The organism is Xanthobacter sp. DMC47, from assembly GCF_056313845.1.
On record NZ_JBQUZM010000004.1, the window covers coordinates 1,031,024 to 1,043,725 of the forward strand.

Here is a 12,702-nt window from a genome sequence, read left to right on the forward strand (position 1 = left end):
AGTGACGGCGCCGGCGACAGCCGCCCGCACGGACGGCAAGGCCTTTTCCCTCGCGATCCTCGTGGTCGCGGAAGTGGCGGCGATGGCGACATGGTTCGCCACCACCGCCTCTTTGGGGGCGATCCGGGCGCAGTGGAGCCTGTCGCCCTTTCAGGAGGCCTTGCTCACCAGTTCCGTGCAGGCGGGCTTCGTCGCCGGCACCCTCCTCAGCGCCCTGCTCTCTCTGGCGGACCGCGCGGACTTGCGGACGCTCTTCTCCATCTCGGCCCTTGTCGCGGCGCTAGCCAACGGCGCCATCCTCCTGTTCGAGCCCACCCATCCTGCGGTGCCGCTGCTGCGGTTTATGACCGGCATGTGCATGGCGGGGGTCTATCCCGTGGGCATGAAGCTCGCGGCCACCTGGGCGAAGGGCGATCTCGGCCTGCTCATCGGCATGCTGGTGGCGGCCCTCACCCTGGGCTCGGCCTCGCCCCATGCCATGGCGGCGGTGGGCGGGCTGGATTGGCGCGCACCGGTGGCGGGCGCGGCGGCGAGCGCGCTGGTAGCCGCCCTCCTCATCCGCTTCGCCAAACTCGGCCCCAACCATGCGAAGGCGCCGCCGCTGCGGCTCTCCAATGCCCTCGATGCATTCCGGCGCCCGGCGCTGCGGCTCGCCAATCTCGGCTATTTCGGCCACATGTGGGAGCTGTACGCCATGTGGGCGTGGATCGGCGCCTTCTTCGCCGCCAGCTTCGCCGCCCGCTATGGCGATGCCCCGCCCCTCGACCCGCGCCTCGCCACCTTCTGCGTGGTCGCCATCGGCGCCGTGGGCGCGCTGGGCGGCGGCTTCGCGGCCGACCGGCTGGGGCGTACCTTCGTCACGGCTTTGTCCATGGCGGTGAGCGGCCTGTGCGCGGCGGGCATCGGCTTCCTGTTCGGCGCCTCGATCTGGCTGGTGCTGCCGCTGGCGCTGGTGTGGGGGGTGTCGGTGATCTCCGATTCCGCGCAATTCTCCGCCGCCGTGACGGAGCTGTCCGACCGCAGCCTCATCGGCACCATGCTGACAGTGCAGACCTGCGTCGGCTTCCTCATCACGCTGGTGAGCATCCACCTCCTGCCCTATGCGGTGGATGCGTTCGGCTGGCGTTTCGCCTTCCTCATCCTTGCCATCGGCCCCTTCCTCGGCGTCCTCGCCATGCTGCGCCTGCGCCTGCGGCCCGAGGCGGCGAGCATGGCTGGCGGCCGCCGCTGACCCCTCTCCACGAGGCTTCCATGACCTTCACCAAGATCGCTTACGAAACCCGCGACGGCATTGCCCTTCTCACCCTCAACCGGCCCGAGCGCACCAATGCGCTGGACCAGGAGATGCTCGGCGAGATCAACGCCGCCATGGACCGCGCCGAGGCGGATGCGGACGTGAAGGCGGTGATCGTGCGCGGCGCCGGCAATGCCTTCTCCTCCGGCTTCGATCTCAAGGCGCAGATGGAGGCGCGCCCGGTGGGCGTCGATGCGTGGCGGCCCGTGCTGCGCAAGGATTTCGACACGGTGATGCGCTTCTGGCACTGCCCCAAGCCCACCATCGCCATGGTGCGCGGCGCCTGCCTTGCCGGCGCCTGCGAACTGGCCCTCGCCTGCGACATGACTATCGCATCCGACGACGCCTTCTTCGGCGAGCCGGAGCTGAAGTTTGGCGCCGGCATCGTGGTGATGCTGCTGCCGTGGATCGTCGGGCCGAAGATCGCCAAGGAGATCATCCTGCTCGGCGAGGACCGTGTGAGCGCGCAACGCGCGGCCGAGATCGGGATGATAAATCGGGTCGTGCCCGCCGACCGGCTGGAGGCCGAGGCGATGCGGGTGGCCCGGCACATCGGCGCCATCGACCCCGGCCTCGTGAAGGAAACAAAGCGCGCGCTCAATCGCGCGCTGGAGACGCAGGGCATGTTGCAGGCGCTGGAAAGCGCGCTGGAGATCGACCTTTCCATCGAGGGCGCGGGCTCGGCCGACAAGATTGCCTTCTTCGACGTCGCCCGCCGCGAAGGGCTGCGCGCCGCCATCGCCTGGCGCGATGCGCGCTTCCCGGCGCGCGAAGGCTGAGGGGGCCGTGATGGGCGCGCTCTGCCGCATCCTGGATGACGCGGCCGGCACCGTGGCCGAGGACGGCGGCGCGACGCACAACGCCGACATCCTCCGCACGGAAGCCGCCACCCTCGCCGCACGCCTGCGGGCGGAAGGGCTCGGCGCCGACGAGCCGGTGGTGGTCCGCGTCGCCAATCGCGCAACCGACCTCGCCGCTTTCTTTGCCGTCTGGCAGGCGGGCGGCGTCGCGGTGCCGCTCCATTCCGGGGCGGCGGAGATGACCCGCGCCGCCATCATCGAGCAGACCGGCGCCCGGTTTCTCGTCTGCGACGGCACCGTGTCGCGCCTGGCAGAGGCTGTCCCGCCGGCCCGGCCCCTGCTCCATGGCGCCGCGCTCATCGTCTTCACCTCCGGCTCCACCGGCAAGCCCAAGGGCGTGGTGCTCGGCCACGACCGCTTCGCCGGAAAGCTCGACGCGCTTCAGGCCCTGCTCGCCCTCGGCCCCGGCGACAGGGTGGTGCTGCCGCTCCAGCTCATCTTCATCTTCGGCCTGTGGGTGGCCCTGCTCTCCTTGAAGACCGGCGCGCGTCTCGAACTGGTGGGCAAGTTCACGCCCGCCGGCCTCAAGGCGCGCCTGCCCGAGGCTACCGTCCTCGCCACCGTCCCCTCCATGCTGCGCACCTTGTTCGGGGAGGGCGAGGTGGCGGCACCGCGCCTGCGGGCCATCCTGACCGGCGGCGAAGGGCTGGGGACGCATCTCGCCGGAACCATCGCGGCGCAGCTGCCGGATGCCGGCGTGTTCGACCTCTATGGCCTCACCGAGACGGGTTCCTGCGACTTCTGCCTGACACCGGCGGAGGCGGTGACCGGGCGCGGCTCGATCGGCCGCCCAACGCAGGGGGTCGCCTATCTCATCTCGGATGATCCCGCCGCCGGCGCCACGGGGTCGGGGCCGGACGCGGCGGGCGAACTGCTCATCCGCACCCCCTTCGGCATGCTCGGCTATCTCGACAATCCGGACCTCACGCAGGCCGCCTTCCGCGACGGCTATTTCCGCACCGGCGACGTGGCGCGGCGACGCGCGGATGGCTCGGTGGAGATCGTCGGCCGCATCAAGGAGATCGTCTCGCGCGGCGGCAACAAGATCGCGCCGGCCGAGATCGAGACGGTGCTGTGCGCCCATCCCGCCGTCGCCCAGGCCCTCGCCGCCGGCGTGCCCGACCCCCGCCTCGGCGAGGCGCTCCACGCGGCGGTGGTGCTGCGAGCGGGCAACTCGGCCTCTGCCGACGACTTGCGCGCATGGTGCGCGGCGCGCATCGAGCGGTTCAAGGTGCCGGACGCCATCCATGTGGTGGCCGCGCTCCCGACAGGCCCCACGGGAAAGGCCTACCGGCCGGGCATCCGCACCCTCGCCGACGCCGCCGCGCAGGGCCCCTCGCGAGGGGAGTGACCCGCGTTCTCCGAGCGCGAGACCCAATGTCGCGCTCCCGCCGGGGAACCCGGACCCGCCTTCGCGGCTTCCTCTCCTGATGCCGCCGAGGCATGTCCGAACATCCGGGCGGAGGGGACGTATTGCTCGACCGCAGGTCATTCATGCTGGGCGCGGCCGCGCTTTCGGCGCTTCAGGCCGCCGCGGCGCATCCGGCGCAGGCCCAGGAGGGCGAGCGGTTCGATGCCGACACGGTGCGCAACATGGCGCGCCAGCTCGCGGCGAAGCCTTACAAGCAGGGCAACCAGTCCCTGCCCGCCGCGCTCGACAAGCTCAGCTATGACGATTACCGCAACATCCGCTTCAATGCCGACCGCTCGGTGTGGCGCGGCCAGCGCCTGCCGTTCGAGATGCAGCTCCTCCACCGGGGCTTCCTGTTCCGCGATCAGGTGGATGTCTTCGTTGTGGCCGAGGGACGCGCCCGGCGCATCGCCTACGATCCCGGGCTGTTCCGCTTCGAGCATGGGCTGAAGGCGCCCGATCCGGGTGCCGATCTGGGCTTCTCCGGCTTCCGCCTGCACGGCCCGCTCAACCGGCCCGATTATCTCGACGAGATCGCGGTCTTCCAGGGCGCGAGCTATTTCCGCGCCGTCGCCAAGGGGCAAGGCTACGGCACCTCCGCCCGCGGGCTCGCGGTGAAGACGGCTTCGGCCTCGGGCGAGGAATTCCCGGTGTTCAAGGCCTTCTATGTGGAGCAGCCGCGGCCGGACGTGCCTTCCATCGTCGTTCACGCGCTGCTCGACAGCCCGAGCGCCACGGCGGCCCACCGCTTCACCATCCGCCCCGGAGATGCCACCGTGATGACGGTGGAAATGGCCCTCTACCCCCGCGCGGACCTCACGGAAGCGGGCATGGCGCCGCTCACCAGCATGTTCCTGTTCGGGCCCGCCGACCATGCCGGCTTCGACGATTTCCGGCCCGCCGTCCGCGATGCGGAGGGGCTTGCCATCACCGACGGCACGGGCGAGCAGCTCTGGCGCCCCCTGGCCAATCCTGGGCGCTTGCAGATCAGCGTGTTCTCCGGCTCGAACGTGCGCGGCTTCGGCCTGATGCAGCGCCAGCGCTCCTTCTTCGACTACCAGGACCTGGAAGCGCGCTACGAGAAGCGGCCGAGCGTGTGGGTCGAGCCCATCGGCGACTGGGGCGAAGGCGCCGTGCATCTGGTGGAAATCCCCACCCCGCAGGAGGTCCACGACAATATCGTCGCCTTCTGGCGTCCCAAGGACACCCTGCGCAAGGGCAGCGAATACAATTATACCTATCGCCTGCACTGGACCTGGGACATGCCCACCCCGCCCGGCCTCGGTCGCGTGGGCGGCTTCCGCACAGGCGGAAGCGACGAGCGGCGGCTGTTCGTCATCGATCTCGTGGACGGCCCCATGGCGGGGCTGGCGTTGGACGGTGTGCGCGTGGACGTCTCCGCCAGCGCCGGCGAGCTGCGCGATGTGGTGCTCCAGCCCAATCCGGAAATATCCGGGGCGCGCCTGTCCTTCGCCTTCGAGCCGAAGGGCGCGGGCCTGTCGGAACTGAGGGCGCGTCTCATGAAGGGCGACGTGCCCCTCACGGAAACCTGGCTCTACCGATGGACGCCCTGACGGACGCCCGGCCGGATGTGCGCCAGGCGCCGGAGGGCGCCCTTCCCCCGGAAGCGCCGCTCGCCATGCCGGCGCAGGATTTTCGCCGCAGGCCGGAGCAGGTCGGTTCCGGCACGCGGCTCGGCGCGTCCCTCGTCGCCCGCCGCGCCTTCGTGTTCGGCGGCGCCATCGCGCTGACGGGACTTGCCGCCTTCGAGATGTACAAGGTGCTCGATGTGGGCGGCCTCACAGCGCTCGAATGCGTTGTGCTGGTGCTGTTCGTCGTCCTGTTCGCGTGGATCGCCCTTGCCTTCACCAATGCGCTCGGCGGCGCCATCAGCCTTCTCTCCGGCCGCAAGGCGCTCGGCATCGATCCCGACGCGCCCCTACCCTCCCCGGCGATCCGTACCGCCCTCCTCATGCCCTGCTACAACGAGGAGCCGCACCGCGTGTTCGCCGGGCTGGAGGCCACATGGCGCTCGCTGGAGGCGACCGGGCGGGCCGACCTGTTCGATGTCTTCATCCTCAGCGATACCACCGACGCGGACGTGTGGGTGGCCGAGGAGGCCGCCTTCCTGGCCTTGCGCCACCGCACCGGCGGGCGCTTCTTCTATCGCCGCCGCGCGCAGAACACGGATCGCAAGGCGGGCAACATCGCGGACTGGGTCACTCGCTTCGGCGCGGCCTACGAGGCCATGCTCATCCTCGACGCCGACAGCGTGATGACCGGCGATTGCATCGTCCGCCTCGCCGACGCGCTGGAACGCACTCCCGACGCCGGGCTGATCCAGACGCTGCCGGTGATCGTCGGCGGACGAACCCTGTTTGCCCGGCTCCAGCAGTTTGCCGGACGTCTCTATGGCCCCCTCATCGCCCACGGCCTTGCCTGGTGGCATGGGCCGCAGAGCAATTACTGGGGCCACAACGCCATCATCCGCACCCGCGCCTTCGCCGGCGCGGCGGGCCTGCCACACCTCAAGGGCCGCAAGCCGTTCGGCGGGCATATCCTGAGCCACGATTTCGTGGAGGCGGCGCTGCTGGTGCGCGCGGGCTGGGGCGTCCACATGGTGGCGGGCCTGCCCGGCAGCTATGAGGAGGGGCCGCCCTCCCTCACCGATCTCGCCGTGCGCGACCGCCGCTGGTGCCAGGGCAATCTCCAGCACGCCGCCGTGCTGCCGGTGCGGGGGCTCAGCTTTGCCAGCCGCATCCATCTTCTCACCGGCATCGGCTCCTACGTCTCGGCACCGCTGTGGCTGATGATGCTGCTCGCGGGCCTTCTCACATCGCTCCAGGCGCGCTTTGTGCCGCCGGACTATTTCCCCTCCGGCTTCGCCCTGTTCCCCGTATGGCCGGCGCAGGACCCGGTGCGCGCGGCCTGGGTGTTCGGCGGCACCATGGCGGTGCTGCTTCTGCCGAAGTTCATCGCCTTCGCCCTGATGCTCGGCGACGGCGCGGCGCGACGCGGCTTCGGCGGCGCCGGGCGGACCTTCCTTGGCATGATGGGCGAAATCCTGCTCTCCGGCCTCATGGCGCCGGTGACCATGGTGTCCCAGTCCTTCGCGGTGGTCAGCATCCTCATGGGACGGGACGGCGGCTGGACTCCGCAGCGGCGCGACGACGGCAGCCTCGGCTGGGGCGAGGCGTTGCGGCACTTCTGGCCCCATACGTTCCTCGGCCTCGGCTTCGCGGCCGCGACCGCCGCCATCGCGTGGCCGCTGATGGCGTGGATGTCGCCGGTGATCGTCGGGCTTCTCGCCGCTGTGCCGCTCGCGGTGTGGACGAGCCGGCCGCGGCGGCCCGGCGGACTTCTGGAAACCCCGGAGGCGCAGCAACTGCCGCCGGTGCTGCGCGCGGCCACGGACCTGCGCGCCGCGCTCGCCGGGACCGATGGCCCGGCGGAGGCCGTGGCGCGCCTTGCCCGCGATGCCGATCTTCTCGCCTTCCATCGCAAGGCCCTGCCCGCGCAGGGCAAGCGCCTGCCCGGTGACGTCCGGCCCGATCGCCTCGTCGCACGCGCCAGGATCGAGGATGCCAGCTCCCGCGAGGAGGCGCTGGCGCTGCTCTCGACGAGGGAGAAGGCCGCCGCCCTCGCTGATGACCAGGCCCTCGCGCGCCTGATCGCCCTGCCGGCCAAGGGGGCCTGAGGCTCTCGCCACGCCCGCCGTTACGGTAGCCCCGGGGCCGCCAAGCGGCATGTCCGGCCTGCGGACATTCGGGACAATCCTCTGTTGCCAAGCCTCCCGGGGTCCTAACCAGGATCCAAGAAAAATATCGGGAGGATGACATGAACGACGACAGCGGCGCCCCGCCCTTGCCCCTGAGACCCGCAGCCCTTCAACGCCAGAGCATGCGCCGATCGGCTTGCGTCGCACGCTGACCGGATCACGCGTCCTCTATTCTCAAACAGAACCCGCCGGGAACGCTGGCGGCACGGGTCGGCGCTCCGGCGCTGCCATCCCGCGCGCGACCGATGGAATGCCCTGCGGGATTAAGACCCGGCATCGCTCCGGCCCGCGCCGGCGCCGCCCTTGATCGACCGCGCACGGCGGGAGCCGTGGCAGTCGCACGCCGTGTTGCCAAATCACAGCCAAAAACAAATACGGAGGCCCAGAGGACCCATGACACACGCCACCTATCCCCTGTCGGGACAAGCCGCGCCGAGCCTCAGCAAGGGGCAGTGGCGGATCATCTTCCTGGCGAGCCTCGGCGGCTCCCTCGAATTCTATGATTTCATCATCTACGGCATCTTCGTTCAGTATATCTCGGCACAATTCTTTCCGACGGAAGACCCTTATGTCTCGCTGATCCTCTCCTTCTCCGTTCTGGCCCTCGGCTTCCTGGCGCGGCCATTCGGCGGCGCGGTGCTGGGCGTTCTGGGCGACCGCTATGGCCGCAGGCCGGTCTTCGTCGCCTCGCTGGGCCTCACCACGCTTGCCACCATCGCCATCGGCCTTCTGCCGAACTACCAGTCCTGGGGCATCGCGGCGCCGTTGCTGCTGGTGGCCTTCCGCCTCGTGCAGGGCATCTGCCTCGGCGGCGAGCTGCCCGGCGCGGTGACCTATGCGGTGGAGGCGGCGCCCAGGCGAGCGGGTCTCGCGTGCGGCTTCATCATCTTCTGCGTCAATGTGGGCGTGCTCATCGCGACGCTGGTCAACCTCGGCATCCAGTATGCGCTGCCGCCCCAGGACGTGGCGGACTATGGCTGGCGCATCGCCTTCCTGCTGGGCGGGGTCATCGGCCTCGTCAGCTTCGCCCTGCGCCGCAAGCTCGAGGAATCTCCCGAGTTCGTGAACCTCCACGGCAAGGCGACGCGTCATCCCCTGCGCGAGCTGATGCGCCATCACGGCCGCTCGGTGCTGGTCGCGGCGGGCATCGCCGCCATCATCGCCGGCTTCAACGGCATGCTGTACGGCTTCGTGCCCGCCTTCCTCGTGAAGACGCTGCATTATCCCGCCCCCGACGTGGCGCTGGCCATGACGGTGGCGCTGGTGGTCAGCTCCGTCGGCCTCATCCTCGCCGGCTGGGCCGGGGACTACGTGCCCGGACGCCTCATCCTGCGGGCCGGATCGCTGGGCATGGTGGTCGTGGTGATCCCGCTGTTCGCGCTGATGGCGAACCACGGTGCCAGCATCGTCCTGGTGCTGAGCCTGCTGTCGCTGGTGTTCTCGCTGGCGAGCGGCATCTGGCCGAGCATCCTCGCCGGGCTGTTCCCCACGCAGGTGCGGTTCACCGGCCTCGCTCTGTCCTACAACGTGAGTGTCACGCTGCTGTCCGGCTTCGCGCCGCTGGCCGCCACCGCGCTCATCGCGCAGACCGGGATGAATGCGGCCCCCGCGCTCTACATCGCGGCGTCCGCGGCGCTGACCTTCTGGTGCAGCTTCCTCATCCCCGCCCGTCCGGCCTCGGCGCTGCCGCCGGCCTGAGGCCGCGCCCCGCCGCCACCGGAACCCACCCCCAGGAGGACCACCCCATGGGCGTCATCGCGCTCGGTTATCTCGGCATCCGCTCGGACCGGATGGACGACTGGAACGCCTTCGCCTCGGGCCTCCTCGCCATGCAGGCGGTGGACGCGACGCGGACCCAGACGACCTTCCGCATGGACGACCAGCGCCAGCGGCTGTTCGTGGTGAACGAGCCGGGCCCGCTCATCGCCGCCATCGGCTGGGAGGTGGAGGAGAAGGCGGACCTCGACCGTTTCGCCGCGCGGCTCGAAGCCGCCGGCGTCGCGGTGGCGCGCGGCACCCGCGCGCTCGCCGACCGGCGCTTCGTCGAGGACCTCATCACCTTCGCCGACCCCGACGGCAACAGCGTGGAGCTGTTCTTCAACCCCATGCGGGCGAGCGATCCCTTCGTGCCCGGCCGCCCCATCTCGGGCTTTCGCACCGGCCCGTTCGGCATGGGGCACGCCGTGCTGCACGCGGTGCGGATCGATGCGTTGCTGCCCTTCTATCGCGACCTGCTCGACTTCCACATCAGCGATTACGGGCTCACCCCCTATCCGCTCTATTTCTTCCACGTGAACGGGCGCCACCACAGCCTCGCCATGGTGGGCTCCGGGCAGACCGGTTTTCACCACTTCATGATCGAGTTCAACAATCTCGACGACGTGGGCCAGGGCTACGACCTCGCCGAGCTGCAGGAGGGGCGCCTCGCCTACACGCTGGGGCGCCACACCAACGATTTCATGACCTCCTTCTACGCCCACTCGCCCTCCGGCTTCTTCGTGGAGAACGGCTGGGGCGGGCGGGTGATCGATCCCGCCACATGGGAGCCGCACGAGACCTTCGCCGGTCCGAGCTTCTGGGGGCACGAGCGCCTCTATCTGCCCGAGGAGCCGCGCGCGCGGCTGCGCAACATGCGCCTCGCGGCGGCCGCCAACGGCCTCAGGTCTCCGGACGTGGTGGACTGCCCCTGGCTCTACAGCCGGCTGGCGGGCTGACCGCCGGCCCTTCCGAACCCGCCCCGCGACGCAGGCGTCGAGGCGCGCGGACTCTCTTCATCGCATCGGATCTGCGCGCAGGCGGACCACAACACGGGGAAAACCATGCCCGAGGCAAACGGCAGCACGCCGGATCGTTTCGACGTCGTCATCATCGGCCTCGGCCCGGTTGGCGCGACCCTCGCCAACCTGCTGGGCCTTCAGGGCGTCTCCACCCTCGTGCTCGAACGCGAGACCGAGGCCTACCACCTGCCGCGCGCCGTGCATTTCGACGACGAGGTGATGCGCGTGTTCCAGACCATCGGCCTCGCCGATGAGATCGTCCCGTCGCTCAGGGTCAACCCGGGCATGCGCTTCATCGACGTGAACGGCGCGCTCTTGATGGACTGGCCGCGCCCGCAGGAGGTGAGCGAATTCGGCTGGCACGCCAGCTACCGCTTCCACCAGCCGGATCTGGAGCGGACCCTGCGCGACGGCCTGCGGCGCTTCGCCAGCGTGCGGGTGCGCACGCGCTGCGACGCCTTCGCCTTCGTCGAGGAGGCCGAAGGGGTGAGCGTCCGCTATGAGGACCTCGCCACCGGCCGCCTGCAGCAGGCCCGCGCCCGCTATGTGGTGGGCTGCGACGGCGCCCGCTCGCTGGTCCGCCGCTTCATCGGCTCGTCCATGGACGACCTCGGCTTCCACGAGCGCTGGCTGGTGGTGGACGCGGTGCTCCGGCGGCCGAAGCCGGAGCTGGGCGACCACACCATCCAGTATTGCGACCCCGCGCGGCCCGCCACCTATGTACGCGGCCCCGGCGACCGCCGCCGCTGGGAGATCACCGTGCTGCCGCATGAGGACGGCCGCGCCATGGTGCACCCCGAGACCGTCTGGTCGCTGCTGGCCCCATGGCTCCGGCCCGACGAGGCGGAGCTGGAGCGGGCGGCGGTCTATACCTTCCATTCGGCGGTGGCGCAGCGCTGGCGCGGCGGCCGGCTGCTGCTGGCGGGCGACGCGGCCCACCAGACCCCTCCGTTCATGGGCCAGGGCATGTGCTCCGGCATCCGCGACGTGGCGAACCTCGCCTGGAAGCTCGAGGCGGTGGTGAAGGGGCAGGCGAAGGACAGCCTGCTCGACACCTACCAGAGCGAGCGGGCGCCCGATGCCCACGCCTATATCGAGACCGCGGTGCGGCTCGGCGGCCTCATCAACACCTGCGGTACCGAAGCCGCCCTCAACGCCGCCTTCCGCGACGCGGACGGCGTGGTGCGCCTGCGCAGCCGGGTGCCCCAGCTGGGACCGGGCGTCGTCCTCGGCCGCGCGGACATCGCCGGCAGCCGTTTCGCCCAGCCGCGCCTCGGCGACGGGCGCCGGCTGGATGACACGGTGGGCTATCGCTTCGCCTTGCTGTGCCGCGACGAACTCTGGGGCAATGCCGCCGAGGGGGTGCGACAGCGCTTCGAGGCGGCCGGCATCGCCATCGTCACCACCGCCGACTGTCCCGACCTCGGCCCGCTGCTGGATACGGCCGGCGCGGCGGCGGTGCTCGTCCGCCCGGATCGCTACGTGGCCGGCAGCGCGGCCGACGCGGCGGACCTCGCCGCCATGGCCGATGCGCTGGCGCCCGCCGTCCCGGCGCAGGCCTCCGCCGCCTGATCTCTCTCACATCCCGAAACGTTCAAGGAAAAGGCTTGCCCCATGAAGTTCGCGTCCTTCACCCGCGCCGGCAAGGCCGGCTACGGCCTCGTGACCAGCGGCGGGATCATTGATCTCGCCCGTCGCTTTCCCGAGGCGCCGACGCTGCGCACCTTCATCGCCGGCGGGCTTGATCGCGCTGCCGCCCTTGTGGGCGCGCCGGCGGATTTCGCCCTCGCCGACGTGACGCTGGCGCCGGTCATTCCCGACCCGGACAAGATCGTCTGCGTGGGCCTCAACTACCACGACCACGTGGTGGAGACGGGCCGCACCGTCACCCCCAATCCCATGCTGTTCGCGCGCTATGCCGGCAGCCAGGTGGGGGACGGCGAAGCGCTGGTGAAGCCGCTGGAATCCGACGAGTTCGACTACGAGGGCGAACTCGCCGTCATCATCGGAAAGCCCGGCCGGCGAATCTGCGAGGCCGACGCGCTGTCCCATGTGGCGGGCTATGCCTGCTACAACGATGCCAGCGTGCGCGACTGGCAGCGCCACACCTCGCAGTTCATGCCCGGCAAGACCTTCGCCGCCACCGGCGGCTTCGGCCCTTGGATGGTGAGCGCCGACGAGATCGGCGATCCGACCCGCCTCAGCCTCGTCACCCGCCTCAACGGGACCGAGGTGCAGCGCACCACCGTGGACCTGATGATCACGCCCATCCCCACGCTGATCGCCTACACCTCCACCATCCTGCCCCTCGAGCCCGGCGATGTGATCGTCTCCGGCACGCCGGGCGGAGTCGGCGCGCGGCGCACGCCCAAGCTGTTCATGAAGGATGGCGATGTGGTGGAGGTGGAGGTGAGCGGCATCGGCGTGCTGCGCAACCCCGTCGTCGCCGAGCGGGCCTGAGGCCCGAACAGGCCGGCCCGGCACTCCGCGGGGCCGGCACTTGCTTGGCGCTGCACGTGCTGGGCGCGGCGCTTGCTGGGCACGGCATGGCGATCGCGTATAGCATGGGGGTAGACCGGCGC

Annotated in this window: 9 protein-coding genes; all 9 read left to right on the forward strand. The window is 70.4% G+C overall.

Translation table 11 applies throughout. The features are described from left to right. Position 1 precedes the first annotated feature (1 nt). The 9 genes from ACT54R_RS16600 to ACT54R_RS16640 all read left to right on the forward strand — a co-directional run bounded on the left by ACT54R_RS16600 (position 2) and on the right by ACT54R_RS16640 (position 12,580). A complete protein-coding gene (locus tag ACT54R_RS16600; protein ID WP_476328066.1) occupies positions 2 to 1,231 on the forward strand; it encodes an MFS transporter in 1,230 nt (409 codons plus the stop codon). Between the two features lie 20 nt (positions 1,232 to 1,251). Continuing rightward, positions 1,252 to 2,073 (forward strand): enoyl-CoA hydratase/isomerase family protein, encoded by an 822-nt coding sequence (locus ACT54R_RS16605; protein ID WP_476328068.1) that lies wholly within the window; start codon positions 1,252 to 1,254, stop codon positions 2,071 to 2,073. A gap of 10 nt (positions 2,074 to 2,083) precedes the next feature. After that, positions 2,084 to 3,505: a class I adenylate-forming enzyme family protein gene (locus tag ACT54R_RS16610; protein ID WP_476328070.1), complete on the forward strand. Its 1,422-nt coding sequence runs from the start codon at positions 2,084 to 2,086 to the stop codon at positions 3,503 to 3,505. 143 nt (positions 3,506 to 3,648) lie between these two features. After that, positions 3,649 to 5,139: a glucan biosynthesis protein G gene (locus ACT54R_RS16615; protein WP_476328072.1), complete on the forward strand. Its 1,491-nt coding sequence runs from the start codon at positions 3,649 to 3,651 to the stop codon at positions 5,137 to 5,139. Then, the gene (gene mdoH / locus ACT54R_RS16620; RefSeq protein WP_476328074.1) at positions 5,127 to 7,262 is read left to right on the forward strand and encodes a glucans biosynthesis glucosyltransferase MdoH; all 2,136 of its coding nucleotides are present in this window, start codon (positions 5,127 to 5,129) and stop codon (positions 7,260 to 7,262) included. The genes ACT54R_RS16615 and mdoH overlap by 13 nt, the downstream gene beginning before the upstream one ends. Positions 7,263 to 7,736: 474 nt before the next feature. Continuing rightward, positions 7,737 to 9,041, forward strand: coding sequence for an MFS transporter (locus ACT54R_RS16625; RefSeq protein ID WP_476328076.1), 1,305 nt, complete (start codon positions 7,737 to 7,739; stop codon positions 9,039 to 9,041). Positions 9,042 to 9,088: 47 nt separating this feature from the next. Continuing rightward, complete coding sequence (locus ACT54R_RS16630) at positions 9,089 to 10,057, forward strand: VOC family protein (RefSeq protein WP_476328078.1); 969 nt, start codon at positions 9,089 to 9,091, stop codon at positions 10,055 to 10,057. Between the two features lie 105 nt (positions 10,058 to 10,162). Beyond that, complete coding sequence (gene mhpA / locus ACT54R_RS16635) at positions 10,163 to 11,692, forward strand: bifunctional 3-(3-hydroxy-phenyl)propionate/3-hydroxycinnamic acid hydroxylase MhpA (protein ID WP_476328080.1); 1,530 nt, start codon at positions 10,163 to 10,165, stop codon at positions 11,690 to 11,692. 42 nt (positions 11,693 to 11,734) lie between these two features. Continuing rightward, positions 11,735 to 12,580 carry a fumarylacetoacetate hydrolase family protein gene (locus ACT54R_RS16640; protein ID WP_476328082.1) on the forward strand — a complete coding sequence of 282 codons (846 nt, stop codon included), beginning with the start codon at positions 11,735 to 11,737 and terminating at the stop codon, positions 12,578 to 12,580. The last annotated feature ends 122 nt before the right edge of the window (positions 12,581 to 12,702 follow it).